18 protein-coding genes and 1 riboswitch are annotated in these 17,091 nt (G+C 46.1%); of the genes, 9 read left to right on the plus strand and 9 right to left on the minus strand.

All coding sequences use genetic code 11. From position 1 onward, the window contains the following. Positions 1–36: 36 nt before the first annotated feature. On the minus strand, positions 37–2,286 hold the full coding sequence (locus MIC7113_RS18340; RefSeq protein ID WP_015183667.1) for a ribonuclease R family protein: 2,250 nt from the start codon (positions 2,284–2,286) through the stop codon (positions 37–39). Between the two features lie 711 nt (positions 2,287–2,997). On the opposite strand from MIC7113_RS18340, the gene MIC7113_RS18345 reads away from it, so the two are divergent. Beyond that, positions 2,998–3,807, plus strand: coding sequence for a hypothetical protein (locus tag MIC7113_RS18345; protein ID WP_015183668.1), 810 nt, complete (start codon positions 2,998–3,000; stop codon positions 3,805–3,807). Between the two features lie 81 nt (positions 3,808–3,888). Here the strand turns inward: MIC7113_RS18345 and clpP are convergent, their stop codons facing one another. After that, positions 3,889–4,497 carry an ATP-dependent Clp endopeptidase proteolytic subunit ClpP gene (gene clpP, locus MIC7113_RS18350; RefSeq protein ID WP_015183669.1) on the minus strand — a complete coding sequence of 203 codons (609 nt, stop codon included), beginning with the start codon at positions 4,495–4,497 and terminating at the stop codon, positions 3,889–3,891. A gap of 297 nt (positions 4,498–4,794) precedes the next feature. On the opposite strand from clpP, the gene MIC7113_RS36575 reads away from it, so the two are divergent. Then, positions 4,795–4,935 carry a hypothetical protein gene (locus MIC7113_RS36575; RefSeq protein WP_015183670.1) on the plus strand — a complete coding sequence of 47 codons (141 nt, stop codon included), beginning with the start codon at positions 4,795–4,797 and terminating at the stop codon, positions 4,933–4,935. Positions 4,936–5,077: 142 nt separating this feature from the next. On the opposite strand, the gene MIC7113_RS18355 is transcribed toward MIC7113_RS36575, so the two are convergent. Then, a complete protein-coding gene (locus tag MIC7113_RS18355) occupies positions 5,078–6,322 on the minus strand; it encodes a tetratricopeptide repeat protein (RefSeq protein WP_015183671.1) in 1,245 nt (414 codons plus the stop codon). A gap of 18 nt (positions 6,323–6,340) precedes the next feature. Here MIC7113_RS18355 and MIC7113_RS18360 point away from each other — a divergent pair, with 18 nt between their 5' ends. From MIC7113_RS18360 to MIC7113_RS33520, 6 genes are all read left to right on the plus strand, one after another. Continuing rightward, positions 6,341–6,676, plus strand: a complete 336-nt coding sequence (locus MIC7113_RS18360; protein WP_015183672.1) for a YbjQ family protein — start codon at positions 6,341–6,343, stop codon at positions 6,674–6,676. 447 nt (positions 6,677–7,123) lie between these two features. Further along, entirely contained in the window at positions 7,124–7,675 is a 552-nt protein-coding gene (locus tag MIC7113_RS18365; RefSeq protein WP_015183673.1) for a hypothetical protein, read from the plus strand. A 217-nt stretch (positions 7,676–7,892) separates the two neighbouring features. Further along, positions 7,893–8,970 (plus strand): ISKra4-like element ISMic1 family transposase gene (locus MIC7113_RS18375; RefSeq protein ID WP_076612115.1). Its coding sequence is split into 2 segments (ribosomal slippage): positions 7,893–8,054 and positions 8,056–8,970, totalling 1,077 coding nucleotides; the frame shifts between segments, so codons are not numbered across the junction. A gap of 79 nt (positions 8,971–9,049) precedes the next feature. Next, positions 9,050–9,460, plus strand: coding sequence for a hypothetical protein (locus MIC7113_RS18380; protein ID WP_015180238.1), 411 nt, complete (start codon positions 9,050–9,052; stop codon positions 9,458–9,460). A 67-nt stretch (positions 9,461–9,527) separates the two neighbouring features. Next, entirely contained in the window at positions 9,528–10,436 is a 909-nt protein-coding gene (locus MIC7113_RS18385) for an IS4 family transposase (RefSeq protein WP_015183675.1), read from the plus strand. A gap of 61 nt (positions 10,437–10,497) precedes the next feature. Then, a complete protein-coding gene (locus MIC7113_RS33520) occupies positions 10,498–11,124 on the plus strand; it encodes a hypothetical protein (RefSeq protein WP_015183676.1) in 627 nt (208 codons plus the stop codon). Here MIC7113_RS33520 and MIC7113_RS18395 read toward each other — a convergent pair. The 3 genes from MIC7113_RS18395 to MIC7113_RS34845 are packed head-to-tail and all read right to left on the minus strand — an operon-like array spanning position 11,114 to position 12,893. Beyond that, complete coding sequence (locus MIC7113_RS18395) at positions 11,114–11,491, minus strand: DUF1636 domain-containing protein (protein ID WP_015183677.1); 378 nt, start codon at positions 11,489–11,491, stop codon at positions 11,114–11,116. The genes MIC7113_RS33520 and MIC7113_RS18395 overlap by 11 nt on opposite strands. A 4-nt stretch (positions 11,492–11,495) precedes the next feature. Next, positions 11,496–12,653 (minus strand): hypothetical protein, encoded by a 1,158-nt coding sequence (locus MIC7113_RS18400; protein WP_015183678.1) that lies wholly within the window; start codon positions 12,651–12,653, stop codon positions 11,496–11,498. A 39-nt stretch (positions 12,654–12,692) separates the two neighbouring features. Then, positions 12,693–12,893, minus strand: coding sequence for a CbtB-domain containing protein (locus MIC7113_RS34845; RefSeq protein ID WP_015183679.1), 201 nt, complete (start codon positions 12,891–12,893; stop codon positions 12,693–12,695). A 30-nt stretch (positions 12,894–12,923) separates the two neighbouring features. Then, positions 12,924–13,074, minus strand: a riboswitch (cobalamin riboswitch). A 364-nt stretch (positions 13,075–13,438) separates the two neighbouring features. On the opposite strand from MIC7113_RS34845, the gene MIC7113_RS33525 reads away from it, so the two are divergent. Further along, the gene (locus tag MIC7113_RS33525; protein WP_015183681.1) at positions 13,439–13,885 is read left to right on the plus strand and encodes a hypothetical protein; all 447 of its coding nucleotides are present in this window, start codon (positions 13,439–13,441) and stop codon (positions 13,883–13,885) included. Positions 13,886–13,996: 111 nt separating this feature from the next. Here MIC7113_RS33525 and MIC7113_RS36580 read toward each other — a convergent pair whose 3' ends face one another. The 3 genes from MIC7113_RS36580 to MIC7113_RS18415 all read right to left on the minus strand — a co-directional run bounded on the left by MIC7113_RS36580 (position 13,997) and on the right by MIC7113_RS18415 (position 16,959). Continuing rightward, complete coding sequence (locus MIC7113_RS36580) at positions 13,997–14,176, minus strand: hypothetical protein (protein ID WP_155898032.1); 180 nt, start codon at positions 14,174–14,176, stop codon at positions 13,997–13,999. A gap of 272 nt (positions 14,177–14,448) precedes the next feature. Continuing rightward, the gene (locus MIC7113_RS18410) at positions 14,449–15,096 is read right to left on the minus strand and encodes a fasciclin domain-containing protein (RefSeq protein WP_015183683.1); all 648 of its coding nucleotides are present in this window, start codon (positions 15,094–15,096) and stop codon (positions 14,449–14,451) included. A 117-nt stretch (positions 15,097–15,213) separates the two neighbouring features. Next, positions 15,214–16,959: an ABC transporter ATP-binding protein gene (locus MIC7113_RS18415; RefSeq protein WP_015183684.1), complete on the minus strand. Its 1,746-nt coding sequence runs from the start codon at positions 16,957–16,959 to the stop codon at positions 15,214–15,216. Positions 16,960–17,091 lie beyond the last annotated feature (132 nt).

The following is a 17,091-nucleotide window of genomic DNA, read 5'->3' on the forward strand; positions in this document are numbered from 1 at the left end:
CGTTTCAACCTGCTACCAACCCTTCTGACCAATGACTTACTCCTCTAAGTCTTCGTTAAACGCAACGCTACCACCCCCAACCGTGACGAGGTCAATTTGCTGACGGTAGTAATCAACGCTCTTGACTTGGACTTCCACGCGATCGCCCAATCGATAGGCGGTGCGGTTTTTTCGGCCCACGAGGCAGGCGTGTCGAGAGCGATACTCGTACCAGTCATCTTTGAGGGAACTAACGTGAACGAGTCCTTCGACCAAAAGGTCTTCAATTTCCACAAAAAAGCCGTAGGACTGGACGCCCGTAATCAGCCCACTGAACACATCTCCTGTGCGTTCTTTCATCTGTTCGGCTTTCTTTAAACCCTGCAAATCCACTTCCGCATCCTGGGCGAGTTTCTCCCGATCATTGAGATGAGGCACTAAGATCGTGACCTCTGTTTCTAACTCTTGCTGGATATCGGGCGGCAAAATATTCCAGTTCACATTGCCGTGGCTGCTACTATGGTTAAGATTGACACGGTCTTTAGAACGAGTGGAGCGGCGATCGCGTCCTTTCTCAAATAATTCCAGCAGCACCCGTTGCACGAACAAATCCCCATAACGCCGCAGGGGAGAGACGCAGTGAGTATAGCCTTTATCCAACGCTAAACCAAAGTGAACACCGGGCTTAGAACTGTAGCCAGCTAGCTTTAACGTGGATTGCAATAAATAATTCAGGACTTTTGGAGCGGTTGATTTGGCAAATAACTGGGTAAAGCGTTGATAGTCCTGGGAAGTCACATCCTCCTCCTCATCCATCTGCATATCGAGGTGGAGATTGTTGCCCAACTTAATCAAATCCTGAAGCTCATCGAGATCCGGTATCGGTTGCACACAGTAAATGGCAGGTAGGGCAAGCGCTTGCAAATGGGAGGCAACCGCTTGGTTGGCTAAAATCGTTAATTCCATTAACAAAGAGCGTACCGGCAGCGTGGAAGAAAGGATAATCGCTCCCATGCGCCCTTCATCTTTAAAGGGATACTGCGTTTCCGATACATTTAAGTCAAAAGCACCCCGTTGTTGCCGTTGCGTGCGAACCGCCGGACTGAGTTCAAAAAACACGTGCTTGAGCATTTCTAATCCCGAAGCCAATTCGGGGTCAGCTTCTTGATGTTCTCCTAACAGCGACTGTGCTTGAGCATAACTTAGCTGATGGTCTACCCGAATCACAGAAGGGTGAATTTCAAACTCCACCAATTCACCCTCTTCGTTCAGGGTGAGCATAACCGAAATAGCCAAACGGTCTTCACCGGGCACTAAGGAGCAACGTTCTTGCACGGTCTCTGGGAGTAGGGGCAGCACCAGATCTCCCAAATAAACCGCTGTACAGCGCTTTCTGGCTTCTCGATCCAATGGGGAGTCCATGGGAATAAAGCTGGCGACATCTGCGATATGGACACCCAACTCCCAGTATCCCGTCTTCGTTTTTTCCAAGGTGAAGGCATTCTCAACCACACCACTGTCGCTGGGTTGCTCTCCCTCAATCGCCAACGTCAGACGCTCCCGTAAATCCAGACGCTTTTTTAAGTCTGCCTTGCGGAGTTGTTTGGGTATCTCCTCAGCGGCTTTCAGCGCGTTGGGGGGAAAGTTGCGGCGCAAATCGTGCTTACAACACACGATATCCGTGTCAGCCGCGTCTTCGGCGTCACTTCCTAGGACGCGTGCTACCTTACCAATTGGGTTATTGTGTCCTAGGGGGTAGCGTAACACTTCGACATGAACCAGATGATCGATCGCTTCTTCTAGATTTTCGTGATTAGGCTTGAGGTCGAGTTCAAACAACAGTCGGTCATCTAGGGGAACCGCTTGAAAGCTGCTATTGGTGCGCCGGACTCTTGCCAGGACCGAAGGATTGGCTCGTTCTAAGATTAACTTTACCTGCCCTTCGGGACTACGACGGCGGCTACCTTCTTTGGTGATTTTGACCAGAACGCGATCGCCATTCCAGGCGGTACTCAAATGGCTTTTTTGGATATAAATATCATCCGCGCCCTCTACATCTTGAATCGCGAAGCAAAATCCCTTACTCGAACAGCGCAGCTTGGCTTCAACCACATCTTCTTCATAGATGCGTCGATACCTGCCACGTTCTTTGACCAAAACTCCTATTTTTTCTAGAGCATCCAGAGCAATTTGGAGTTTTTCCAGATTTTCTTCGTCCTGGCAACCCAGCTTTTTTTCCAAATTCTTGGGAGCCACTGATTTTTCATCGGTGAAATTGGAAAGTAATGTAGCGATTGAAAATTCCATCCAACAATCCTTTTGATTGATCTGAATCGGTTTTTTTCTACTCTTGCCCTATTGGCTTTTGCACTCACCTACTGCGACAGAGCCTACTCTGAAGGGTTGTTGACCGTAGTCCATCTCCAACGGTTGGTTGAACGTTCTTAAGGTTGGACTCCTCCCTTGAGGACTCGCCGGGTAGGTGAGAACTGTCAACGTTCAACTTGCCAACTTTTAACCCTGCTCAGGGCGTTCACTGTCGAGAAAGCACGTTCATTGCCTAAACAGGGTGGCCGACTGTATCCGTTGTGTTCTGTAGCGAGACTGAGTCTCAAGCCACTCTTTGAGAGTGGATAACTCGCGGTGAAATTTGCCGGATGCCTGGGGACGTGCCCACTTGTAGCAGTGTTTCAACGACAATGGCTCATTCACACAGCTAGTGATCTTCCTACCCAGTTTGATGACTTCTCTGGAACACCACAACTGTTATAAAACGGGAACGATCGATACAGTTGAGGCGAAAGAAGTAACCAATACCGAGTCAAGAGGACTTGACCCACCCAGTTACTTGCTAACAGACACGTACCTTGACACGCTGCCTTTTATGAATTGTTGCTGCTCTTCGTTCTGAATCGCTTTGCAGCAAAGGCAATGAGTTACAGTGACAATGGACTGTCTTTAATTATTTTAGGTTGTAGGCGTCTGTTCACGAAATGTTCTTGAAAAGAGTGTATATATATGTTTAATCAATTCCGAAGGGATTATCCAAAAGGCAGCCTGGTAACGGAGCTAGCGGCGATTGATCACGGAAAGTACATCGTGCGTTGTTTGGTGCAAGTGGAGGGAACCCCGCTGGTTACAGGGCTTGCTGCTGCTGAAACCGTCGAATTGGCAGAAGATCGGGCTAGAAGTCGAGCCTTAGCGCTCTTAGGCATTTCTCCCACAACCCTTACAGCCGAGCCGGAAATTCCTGTTGCGAATCGAGAGGTACCGCAATCCCCGATGCCAACACCCGTTGCTGCCGCCGCTTTCTCCTCCGAAACTGTGCACCCGACCCCATCCACTCGGTTTCCAGAACCCTCGATTGTCAAAGACACCAGCCGTTTTCCCTCGTTTGACTCAAATCGGGAAGACGTTGCGAGTGTGGCGGTAACGGCTTCATGGGGAGCCGAGGAGATGACGCTGAGAGATGAAGCGCCCCCTGAGGTTTCCATCTCCCAGGACGTGGAAAAGCCCCTTTGGATGGCATCCGAGGAGTCCTCCCCAACTTTATTAGAGGATACGCCCGTCACCGCTTCCACTCAGAGTAAACGGAAACGGAAACCGGAAGTAGACACGATTACCACAACAGCCCCTGATACTCCCGTTGATTTTTCTGACATCATTGCCAGAACGAATGTGGAACTCAAGCGTTTGGGTTGGACAACTCAGCAGGGGAAAGATTATCTGCTCCAAACCTACGGGAAGCGATCGCGCCAGCTCTTGACAGATGGTGAATTACTAGACTTCTTACACCATCTTGAATCGGAGCCAACCCCAGAAGATTAGAGGGGGTGAAGGGAAGAGAGGGTGAAGGGGGGAACTTACATTATTCCCCTCTCCCACTCGCCCCGGATAGGGGCATTGCCCTTACGCCACGCCGACGGGGGTACGTGCGGGTGAAATCCGTCGATCAATCACCTGATCAATCAAGCCATAGTCCTTGGCTTCCTCTGCGGACATGAAGAAGTCGCGTTCGGTATCTTCCTCAATTCGCTCAATGGGTTGACCGGTGTGTTCTGCCAAAAACTCGTTGAGCCGCCGCTTGTGATACAGGATTTCTCTAGCCTGAATTTCAATATCCGTCGCCTGTCCTTGGGCACCTCCCAGAGGTTGGTGAATCATAATCCGGGAATGCGGTAAGCTCATACGCTTCCCCTTGGCGCCCGCACTGAGCAAGAACGCCCCCATACTAGCCGCCAAACCGACACAAATGGTGCAAACGTCTGGACGGACTTGATTCATCGTATCGAAAATTCCCATGCCCGCTGTTACCGAACCTCCGGGAGAGTTGATATAGAGGTAAATGTCTTTTTCGGCATCCTCAGCTTCTAAAAACAGCAGTTGGGCAACAATTAAGTTCGCCAAGTCAGAATCAACAGGTTGTCCGAGAAAGACAATTCGCTCTCGCAATAGACGAGAGTAGATGTCAAAGGCGCGTTCGCCACGACCGGATTGCTCAATAACTGTAGGAATCATGCGTTACAGCGAGTGTTTGTATTTCTTTTCTTTAGATTGATTGTAGCGATTGACACGATTGACAGTCGGCTGAGGGGATGGAGTGGGGCTGAGAATTTTGAGGGTTGACTTTTTGCTATTCCCTTTGCTTTTTTCTCTTGTGACAGTTTAAAAGGCGGAACGTGGATGTTCAGCGCTCCCTTGATCCTTAGATACGATCACCAACAAACCACCCAACGGTGAGTTGAGCCGGTGAAGCCCGGTTTCCGTCGTCTATCGTCATCTAGGAATGAAGCTAGAAATTGAGGAGTGCCCATTATGTTCAACCGACTTCTTCAAGCCGCCACCCTAACGTTTTTGCTGAATCTACTGGCGTATATCAGTCCGCCAGAGCGTCACCAGTCTAGCCAGGTATTGTCCCCGGCGATGAGTCCAAAACTAGTACTGAGTTTCCGATAGCGACTTCCCTTGGAGCCGCATTACCCTGATCTATTCATCGCTTCCACACTTTCAAGGCCGTGTATTGGCACTCTTGATTTTAGATTTCGGATTTTAGATGGGGAAGATTGAACCCAGATCTCAAATTACCGGAGTTTGACGCTTAGCCCCTAGATTTTTTCAGTTCCCTGAGCAGGGATTCGGCTTGCTGAGTTCCTTCCTTTTGGCTCTGACGCCGATAAAGCTCCAGCGCTGTTTCGAGTGCAGTGATTGCCTCCGTCTTGCGATCGCGTTTTTTTAGAGCAACACCCAGTTTGTAGTAGGCTTGCGCGTTTTGGGGGGCGAGTTCAATCAAGCGTCGATAGGCAATAATCGCTTCCAGGTAATTCTCCTGCGCCAGTAAAATTTCCCCAATGGATAATTGCGCTTCTACAGAATCAGGTTGGATTGCCGTGGCTCGTTTGAAAGCTTGCAAGGCATCGGATAAATCTTTTTGGGACTGTAAAACGTTCCCGATTTGAATATGAACTTGAGCATTTTTAGGTGCCAACCGCGCTGCCTTTTCCAAGGCAGTGAGTCCGGCTGTTGTATTCCCTTGATGTACTAAGGCTTTTCCTAAACTGAGCTGTACGCTGGCTTTTTCGGGAGCTAGATTGGCGGCCTTTTGCAGTGCCCTTAAGGCATCTGGGTATTGCTGTTTTTTTAAAAAGACTAAGCCCATTAACTCATGAGCTTCCGCATTTTGGGGTTGCAATTCTACAACTTTTCGATAAGCCGCGAGCGCTCCGTCATAATCTTTCTGACGCAGGAGTACGATCCCTAATCCCAAATAAGCATTGACATTTTTGGCGTTTAATGATGTAGCACGGCGATAAGCAGCAGCGGCACTGGCATTATCTCCACTATTAGCCAGACTGTAGCCCAAGGCATACTGAAAATCGGCATTGTTGGGGTCAAGGGCGATCGCCTGTTGATAGGCTCTGACGGCTTCTGTAAAATGGCCCTGACGCGCTTGTAAATAGCCGATGCCAGAGAAAAGTCTAGGATTTTTGGGATCGAACTGACGCGCTTGTTGATAAATGGCGATCGCTTGGGCATATTTTCCTGCATCAACATACTCTTGTCCCTGACGCAGGAGTCGATTCAGTTGTTGATTCTGCGGTGCTGAGGCAACTCTTTGGAGTTGACGACCTTGGGCGTTTGCGGGTTCTAGGGTTGTCAGCCCAGTTAACAACAGGCTACTGATTAATACAAAGGAAATCTGCTTTTGCACGGTCAAAATGTTTGGGGGTAGTCGGTGCAATGTCTCAGTGTTACGATCACTGAAACTGTTAATCAGGATTAAATTGGCCTGGGAAATGGCGATTATTAATGCCCTTTCTCTTGCCAAGAAATGATCGAAAGTCATTCTACCAGAGGATCGTTAATGATTGTAACGACCACCGACATTATTCAAGGCGCGACCATTGAAGCGTATTTAGGGATTGTCACAGCAGAGGTTGTCTATGGCACTAATGCCCTAAGAGATTTTTTTGCAGGAATTCGCGATGTGGTGGGTGGACGCACTGGCAGTTATGAGCGGGTATTTGAGAAAGGGCAGCAGGAAGCCATAGCAGAACTGCAAAAACGCGCTCAACGCTTAGGTGCGGATGCCGTCATTGGGATTGAAATCGACACGGGTACGATTAATGTTGACCAAAAAGGTGCGCTGCTGCTGATTACCGCTACAGGTACAGCCGTTAAGCTGGGAATCAGGCGTTAAGGTTCAGTCGGGGAGTCGGTTGAACGATTGAAGGGCAGTTAGGGGCAATCCCTCCGTAGTTGCCTTTCACTGAGTCAGCCCTAAATTATAAAAGCCGCCCTTAGTGAGCGGCTTCTATAATCAATTTTGCGAATTAGGGGTTAAATATAGAGGGTATTTCATAGCATCTGACAACTCCAATAATAATCCATCTAAAGGTAGAACCCTAGTTAGATAAGGAAACTTCACACGAAAAACATCAAGCGGAGGAAGCCTATCAAGACTTGATGAAAATTGGAAAACTGTAAAACGTTATACAGAATATTTGAGCCATAATCTAACTCAAGTCAACACAAATACGCAAAAAATCAGCGCTCTCAAGAGCGCTTTACTAAATCTTCATTCAATTTCCTCTGGTCATCAAAGTTACTTTATGCAAATTCAGGGCAGGAAAAGCGATTCTTATAAATGAGCCAAATGGAGCTGAAGACACCAACGGCAATTATAGGGTCACCAACAAAAAGCATGATGACTGTAGAGACTTATATCGAATATCTCAAAAAGCTCGATGGTATTGCAGAACTGCGTTCTCCCTCCGGACAGTTCTTGGGTCGATTAGAGAGCAAGCCTTATTCTTTCTACTCCATCATTAATGTTCAAGGATTCTACGGTAACTCTACTTCTTCAACGAGTATCCGTAATAGCTCCAGTCAGTACGGTGGCTTAAAGGGAATTTATAGCCCTTTTAATCCAAATTGTCCCAACCCGCCCTTCATTTCTTGCTCAGGCCAGCCCTTGATGGTCGTGACGCGAAATCCTAAAATCTTGACATTTGGATTGAATAGCATCACCCCAGATTTTCTCCTTGCTTTCTATGAAATATTGGGTAAATCCAAACCGCAGGAAGTTTCCAGGAAGCTTTTGGCTTTAAGCAGAACCAGAGTTACGGCGATAGATGTTCAGCATACGGTTGTTGTGCCAGGGAATATCAAGGAAGAGTGTCTTACTTTGAGTCGGTGAGGAGTTATATAGCCCTTCTCGATTGAGTGTTGTACACTCTGACACTTCTGGAAAATCTCTGTCCACCTCTGCCTAACCCTCTCTTAAGGGGAGCATCCCAATTTTGCAAGAAGGCAAGAGAACGGGAAGTTTATTCGCGATTTTTACTCGCGAATAAAGGCCGACTAGGCGGATGTTGCCCTAACTGCGACAATTTAATTAGTTAGGGAGCCTCTTTATGACAATGACACCAGAAGACAAAAAACTTTTAGCCGACCATATCAAGGCGATAGCTAAAATTCTCTATAAAAATACTCCACAAGAGAAAATTGAGACGTTAGAGGGTATTGAAACAGCGGTGCGCGACCAAGTGCTAGAACATGTCAGCCCCCAAATAACCTTTTTTTATCGGAGAAAAGACGGGAACAGAATCGGGACGCATCCGAACGATAAGAAGTTGTGTGGGTCGGATAAAAATCACTCAAAAACAAGCGTCACGTTTAGGAATTGAGCCGTATCGACGGTTAAGTCCTCTTCTGGAAAAATGCTGTTTATTACTTGCAGCAAATGAATCATTTCAAGATGCAGAGAATGACCTGAAAGTCTTGACCGGGGTAGAAGTAGGTCACAGCACTCATCATCGCCAAGCCCAGAAAGTAGAGCTATCGCCACCTAATATTAAACAAAAACTGACAGAAGTTTGTCTCGATGGTGGGAAAGTGCGTTTACGCTCACAGGAAAAAGGTAAACCCGCCTACTGGAAGGAGTATAAAACCGGACGACTACAAGGAATATATTACGGAGCCTTCTTTCAAGATAATTTTTCTCTAATTAATTGGGTGAACAGCCAAAACCTGGCTCGAACCATTTATTGCTTGGGTGATGGACACGATGGGGTGTGGAACCTATTTGCACAAATAGCCGACGACCAGACCCGACAAGAAATTCTTGACTGGTATCATTTGAAAGAGAACCTCTATAAAATTCAGGCATCGAAAAAGTTTTTAGAACAAATCGAAGCAGATTTGTGGCAAGGAGTGGTCGAAGAAGCGATTAGTAAACTCCGGAAAACTAACTATGTCGGGGCTACTAACTTTATAAGTTATCTACGTAAACATAGGCATCGCTTAGTCAATTATATGTACTTTCAAGCCGAACAATTAAGTTCGATTGCTTCGGGAGCTGTAGAGTCTGCGGTCAAACAGATAGACAAGCGGCTACAAATAGTCGGCGCTCAATGGAAGTCCCAAAATTTACCGCAAATGCTGCAACTGCGGTGCGCTTATCTGAATCGACAGCTTGCTCCAAGCGCTTAAAAAACCCAAAAACAGTATGAAAAGAAGCACGCTGCTTTTTTTCGCGAGTTACAATCGCGAATAATTAGGATTTATCTTTATGCCTCGAAAGACTTCCAAGGATATTGAGCGAGATAAACTCGCTCGATTTGAGCGTATTAAAAAGGCGATAGCAGCGTTAGAAAAACAACAAAGACAAATATTAAAACAGGGTGAGCTGGCTCCATCCGGGGCTTGGGTAGCGCGTTATCAAGTTCGGCAAAATAATAAGAAATATTGGTACTACAAATTACAAGTGCCGACTCCATACTTCCCATGCGCGACCTCCGAAGAGTTGAGTAAATACAAGCATCTGGGGAAAGCTGGTACTACTGACCATATAGATGCTGTCATGTCTGTTTTTAGGCGTTCTGTTATCGATGAGATACAGAAGCTCATCCGTTCCCTAGATGATTGCTTGCTGGATATTACTTCTGGAGCCGAGCAGGAGGAAGAAAAACCGCAGGATTGAATCTCCCGAAGTATTCGCGATTATTACTCGCGAATAATGGCTGTCCCTTTATTTTTGCACAATTGGGATGCTCCCGACACATGAGCCTTGCGGAAAACAACTAATTATCGCCCTAGATAGAACTCAGTGGAAAGAGAATAATATCTTGATGGTGAGTGCGATTTATCAGAAGCGAGCCTTGCCCGTATTTTGGATTTTATTGGATAAAAAGGGAACCAGTGACCTCAGAGAGCAACAAATCGTTTTGCGACCCGTAATTAAGTTATTTAAAGCCTATAAAATAGTGATTATAGGTGACCGAGAATTTCATAGTGTCGAACTGGCGTACTGGTTACACAAGCAAAGGGTTAATTTTGTGTTTCGCCAAAAGAAAGACACAACCTTTCGGCAAAATCGACAAAAATTTAAGTCGCTGTCTCAGGTGGAGATATCTCCTGGGATGAAACAATTTTTAGCTGATATTAACTTGACTCAAAAGAAAGGATTTGGTCGGTTTAATTTAGCGATTTATTGGAAGAGAAAATATAAAGGAAAACAACAACAAACCCCTTGGTATCTTTTAACGAATTTACCCGATTGTGAAACGGCTGTCAAAATCTATGGAAAACGCTTCGGGATAGAAGCCATGTTTAAAGATTGTAAAACGGGAGGCTATAACCTCGAAGGTTCACAAGCTTCATCCGATAGATTAGTCCGTTTAGTCTTGTTAATTGCCCTCGCTATGTCTGCTGCGTGGTTGCAGGGTCAACACACCTCAACTGGAGGTCAATCTTTCTATATTTGTCGGCAAAAAGAAACCCACAGAACTCGCCGAAGACATAGCAACTTTTGGATAGGTTTATATGGGTACAATTGGATAGCTGCTTTTCATGAGTGTCAGGATTGGGTGGAGGAATTAATCACTTCTGTTCGCAATAAGCTTCCTTTTTATCAACGGGGGGTGAGGGCGATAACGCTTATACAGAAAGCCTTCTAGGGCGCTTGTCGCCCCCTGAATTACCCCCCTTTTTAAGGGGGGCAGGGGGGATCTAGAGGGGTTGGGGGAGAGGTCAAAACCGGGTGTACTAGGAACACAAGCCGCCGAATTACTGCAAACTTTGGCAGGTTCTGCTTTTAAACGTGCTGAAGGAACTCGCTTTTTGGGTGAAGGGATTGCCAAGCTGTTGGGGGTATCGCCTTACTTGGATAAGGAAGCGTTAGCGTCTCGCTTGACTGGTTGCGAATCTCCCGAAATCCTGCTGATTGCCACTCACGGCTTATTCTCTAGAGAAGTACAACTGCAAGATTGTGTGAATTTAATCCTAGCGCTGCTGACTTGCCCCAATGGACAAGAAGCAGAACTCTTACAGAAGAACCGGAAGCTGCTGGATAAGACATTGCTGGAGGAGATGGAAAAGGCAGCAGCGATACTTGCAGAAAACGAAAACCAGAATGCTGCTGACTGGTTGAGAAATTTTGCCGCGCAAGTCGCTGCAATCATCACCGTCAAACAATTGCAGCAATCTTCACTTGGTCTTGCCGTGCTGAAAGAATTACAAAAACTAATACCACAAGATTATCATTTTTGTCAAGATGATAAACCCCTTGAGCATCCCTATTTTTGGGGAGCCTGGGTATGTCAGGGAGATACGACAGCTATATCCTCATCACAAATTATGCAATAGGTGGAATCCGAGCAAGAATACTATTTTTCAACGGTTTAGGACGATCCGCCCACGCCAGATAACCCTGTGGATTCTCAAAATACAGCTTGGCACACTTCAAGACGGCCTGTGCACTTTCTTTAGCAGGTAAGTCACCAAATAGATAAGTGTACTTACCAGAAGCCACAAACGAAACTGCACAAGAGCGACTGCAAGCACTCATACATTCCACTTCCTGAAGCTTAACTTCATCCCGCAGTTCCCAAACTGAGTGAAGTTCCTGTAACTGTTCTATCAACTCTTGTCCGTCGCTTTTTCCTTGCGGCTTTCCTTCTGCATAAACAGTCCCACAGGTTTTACAAACTAATAAAGCGTGTTGTGTACTCATGAATTTATTGCCAAACTAAACGGCGTCTTAATTGGATTCCAATCCCCAAACCCAATACTATAAAACTGGTGAAGTAGCTTAATACAATTAACCGACTTTGTAGGGGAGGAGCCACTCCTTCTACAGAAATTTGCTTGACCACTTTCAAGGGTGAAAATTGTTGTTGAGCTTGGGGTTGAGGAGAAACTTCTACAGTCACTTTGTGGGGTGCACCGTCAAAAAATTGTTGCTCCCATTTGAGCTGACCTTTTGTATCGGTTACTCCTTGGTAAGCAAAAGCAACCCATTCCCCCTCAATTGAAGTCGCTTTGATGTTCAAATTGGCATCCGTTACGGGTTGTCCTGTTTGGGTATCCCTGACTTGAACAGCTAAGTTAGCCAATTGACCGACAGTTGCCTCAATATCGCCTAATATTCGCGCTTCGATACCCTGAGACTGGAGAATGGCCGGCTCTTCCAGCTTTGGATAATGATCTTTGTGATGATCCGTATGAGACTCTGCAAGTTCAGCGGTGATATTGATGAATAGTAAGGAGATGATCGCAACGATTACTGCCCCACTCAATAAAAATCTTACCCGTTGTGGTGCAATTTCTCCCTCTTGAATTTCTTGCCGTCCCCCTAACACTAAGCCACCTCCAACTCCCACTGTCAGTAAAACTAATACTAAAATTCCCAAATTGCGATATTTAATCCAATTTTCTGGGACTGATAATGTTAGTGTTTGCTGAAATGGACTAAAAGTCTTCTCAACCATTGGGATGACTTCTACTAACAGTTGATACTGACCTCGAATTGGTAGTATTTGCTGAATTTGCAATTCCCCCTTGGGAGCAACTGCCTCAATATTGAGTAACTGCGTTCCCTCTACAATTGGAAAATCGGTGGGAAACCAAGGACTTTTAGGGGGAGTGAGAATTTGTAACCGAATTTTGGCATTCTCTAAAGATTGCCCTGCTGCATCTACGACTTGCAGCGTTAATTTCACCGGAGACGGGGTTACACTTGCCTCCCCGTCAAAGGGTAAAATTTGGCTAATGGGTGGCTCTGTTAACAGACGCACAGAGGGTTGTGGAGCCTGAGAAAACACCACCACGCTATAAAAAACTACACCCATCAGACAAACTAGGCTGATGAGAGCAGCCATCTTAAATTTTGACATGACTAATTTTGAACTCCTGCTATCTCCAGACTTGGAGGATTAGTGACAACCCACCATCAACGTGTGGTGACGTAGGGAATGCATCTGGTTATGAGCAGCAGGATAAGTAGAAAAGTAAATTGTCCAAAGTGTCAGAACACACAATGAAGTGTAAAGTGTGGCTTGCACCGGCAACGACAACGTGAGACGAACTGTCCGTTGCTTTAGGGAACCAAGAGTACTAATTGAAGACGTTTTCATGTTTGACCTCGATCGTGTAGACCGCACATCTGAGTGATCACTCTATCGGTGGGCATTCTGGCTTTTGAGTTCCCTATGGGTTAACTCAACACAGCTGCGGTACAGCGCCGGATTCGCACCGAACTTTCCCCGTTACCTCTGGTGGCTGACCCCCACTCGAACCGATTAGATTTTGGTACTTTACCACACTCACTGCTCTTGGTGGACAGTGAATTTTTTAATATTTTTGAACAATCGTTAGGTGGACACTGCACACTCAGGGTAAGAGGAGGTTTGCCAGTCTTGGTAAGCAGTGTCTATCCTACATGCTATACATTCACAAGCTTTTTTAATAACAGTGCCAGATGCATCCCATACTTGCTGCTGTGGCTGATAACCTCATCTTTTGTTGCATTCCTGCTTGGAGATACGTCGGCTGTTGAAAATTCTTCCTTGTAAATCTGTTGCAACATCTTGACTTCCTTGGAGAAAGATGTAACTAATGCATAAGAATATCCAGAAATGAGTTCGGTTTTTCAGTCCTTTACATCGACAAGAGTCAATCAATGAAATTTCACAATTTTAGGTACAGCTATCAACACTTATTACAGAAATTTGCGTTGGTGGGTGTGGCTTGTTTCTGCTTAACTTCTTGGGCAGAAGCCGCTAGTGTTATGACCACTAGAGATAGCTTATTAGGAAAATTATCATCGGACAAAACTTTAATAGCTCAAGAAAATAACGTTTGCCCAGAAAAGAGTGGGAGGAGTCGATTTGTTAGCGCAGAAACTAAAAACTTTTTGGTATATATTTGTGGAGGCGATGAGCCAAATACTTACGTTAGCATAGCCAAAAAAGGCGGAAATAACATTGTTCTTCCCCTATTTAGCTACAATGAAGAGCGATTTGTTGCTGTTAATCGTGATACTAGATACATCCTTACTCGCAAAGAATTGACAGTGGTTCAGAACGGACGAGTTATTCTCAGAGAAAGGGCACAGTGGAAGCAGTAACCCTAAGCGCTTTCACAAGTACTCCTTCGTAGGTATTGGCGATCGGAGGTTTTTGTTGAGTGCGTCGGCAAATATGGCTATGACGACCTATCCCGCTGATTATCCAAAGTTCTAGCCGTTACTCTCGATTACCTCTGGTGTGAAGTATTCGGTCGGACGCGGTACACCAAAAGTTCCATACTCCAATCCGCTTGCCACCACATAGGCCACCAGAAAAAAAAGCAACAATACCACTAATTCTTTAGGCATTACTTTTTCCTCAACAATCGCTTTAGATTCCTGTCTTAACAAAATTCACCACTAACGCGATCGCTAACGCAGGTAAGTTATAAATACTACAGGGCTTACACAACTGTCATCTTCTCTCGCAAGCCGCATCAGGCAAGGGGATGTCGGAAAGCGCAGCAAGTGCAGGTAATGAGGACTCGCCTAAAAGTCGCAGGGACGTGGATCACAGCAGCCAGAGCATGTCCTGATGGAGCAACCGACTGAAAACCAATTTTTGGCTCCCAATCGGTAACTGATATTAGGGACACAAAGCAACTATTGCTTTTGTATGGCTTCTACCGAACAGAGCTACCACTGGTCTTGGACGGCGGATCGACGGGCGGCATAATGACCTTGTCAATGACATGAATGACGCCATTGCTAGCTGGAATGTCTGCTTTAACTACGTTGGCATCATTAACCATGACGCCATTCGAGGACACCTTCACTTCCACAGCAGCACCTTCAAGAGTTTCGGCTTCCCCTGATTTCAATGTTTTAGAAGTGTTCTCACCTGGAACCACATGATAAGTGAGAATTGCAATTAAAGTGTCTCGGTTCTCTGGTTTGAGCAGCTCCTCCACTGTACCTTCGGGCAGCGCCGCAAACGCTTCATCCGTTGGTGCAAAAATTGTGAACGGGCCTTCAGACGCTAAGGCTTTATCTAAACCTGCTGCTTTCAAAGCTGCGGTTAAGGTTTTAAAGGAGCCATTAGCAGCAGCCACATCAACAACGTTGCCGCTTGCCGTTGTCGATGTTTTGGTTGGGGAGGCAGATGGAGTCATCGGCTTAGATTGGTCTTGAGGCTGAGTCCTCATCGTGGGGGGTTGAGTCTGCATACTGCCTGTTGGCATGTTCTGCGCTAACACCGGAAGCGTCACTAAAGCACTAGCAGCTCCTGCGATCGCGGCAACCTTCTTAACCGTCTTGGTAAGTCTATCCATCTTTACCGAAGTCTCCTGTTAAGAGATATTAAGATTTATCATACATAGCTTAATTACATTAAGAAAGGTAAAGCATCTATCTTTTGGAGGAAGTAGGAACGCTAAAAGGTGAGGTAATCAACGGAGTAATTCTTCTAAATGATGCTGACTCCAAAGTGATCGGTACACACCAGGACTGGCCAAAAGCTCCTTATGGCTGCCGCTTTGCACAATTTGTCCCCCTTCCATGACGAAAATTCGATTAGCCGTAGCCGCCGCCGAGAGTTGATGGGAGATAAAAATTACCGTTTTACGCTGCACGCCTTCGGCAAGATTTTCCAGAATTTGGGTAGCGGTTTGGTTATCCACGCTAGAAAGGGCATCATCCAAGATGAGAATCGGTGCATCCATCAACAAGGCTCTGGCTAGAGAGGTGCGTTGTCTTTGACCCCCAGAGAGAGTAATACCCCGTTCTCCGACAAGCGTGTCATATTGCTGAGGAAAGTTGAGAATTTCTGCGTGAATTTGTGCTTGCTTGGCTGTGTACTCAATGTCTGTTTGTTTGGCTAAGGGGTTACCGTAGCGGATGTTATTTTTAATACTGGTGCTGAACAGGAAGCTGTCTTGGGGGACATAGGCGATCGCACTTCGCAAGTCTTGCAATCGCATCCTTGTCAGGTCATATCCATCCAAAAATAGCTGATTATCCTCAATATCCAACAAGCGAGGAATGGCATTCGCTAAGGTGGATTTTCCTGAACCAATGGCTCCTACAATTGCCACCGTTTCACCTGCATTAATTGTAAAATTAATGTCTTTGAGTGCTGGAGTTTTGGCACCCGGATAAGTGTAACTTAGATTGCGTGCCGTCAACTCACCTTTCACGGGCGTCGGTAGTTGAATCGGATTAGAATCATCTTTAATCTGGGGTTGAACGGTGAGAATCGACTCAATGCGGTCAATACTCACTTCACCTCGTTGATAAGCTGTAATGGTAAAACCTAAGAGGGCAGTGGGGAAAACTAAACGCTCTGAGTAGAGGAGTAGCGCCACAAAATCACCCACCGTAATTTTACCGGAGGAAATCAACCCAGAACCTAGCCACAGTAATACCAATAAGCTGACATAGGCGAGAGCTTCAATAACAGGAAATAGGACGTTTCGTGTTTTGGCTAAATTTAGATTTGCCCCTAACAGTTGCCCATTCAGGCGTCGAAAAGCACGGCGTTCGTTGGCTTCTTGAGCGTAGATTTTAATCAGGGAGATGCCGCTCATGTCTTCCTGAATCATCTCACTGAGATTGGAGAGTTCTTCTTGTACCGCCAGTTGTTGATTGCGGAGCTTTTCACTAAAAAGCTGGACGGTAATGAGCATCAGGGGATAAACGGCGATCGCGAATAGAGTCAACCGCAAGCTAATCGACATCATCACTGGCAGCGTTAAACCATAGGCGAATACCGTATTCGCCAAACTCAAGACGGCAAACCCCAACAGCCGTCGAATATTATCCACATCACTGGTAGCGCGGTTAATTAAATCTCCAGAAGTATTCGTGGAAAAATAAGATGGCTCTAGGATGAGTAAATGCTGAAAAATCTTTTGCTTCAGGTCAAATTCGACCTTACGCCCCACCCCGAATAAGAGAATGCGAGACACCATCCGAATCACCCACATTAACGATGCGAGGAGGATGATGGGCCAGACAAAGTGCCAGATTCGATCAAAATCGAAGGCGGTGCGGAGTTCGTCAATGCCATCCCTAATCAGCAGAGGGATATACACACCGAGTCCATTAACAACGAGGAGAGCAATGACACCAAGGGACGCATCTAAAGTGTGAGGACGCAGGTAAGCCAGTAGTTTTTGCAGCCTGGAGTTAGCCATGTTACAAAGATAACAATTCTTAATCTTAAACGATTGCTGGCTCTGGCTCCCTCGCCCAAATGGGGGTTACACGACTATCTGCTGCCCTCAAGGTTGATATTCTGCCTTAAGTATAGATGGCTCGACCCTCTG

The sequence above is a fragment of the Allocoleopsis franciscana PCC 7113 genome, from assembly GCF_000317515.1.
GTDB lineage: Bacteria > Cyanobacteriota > Cyanobacteriia > Cyanobacteriales > Coleofasciculaceae > Allocoleopsis > Allocoleopsis franciscana.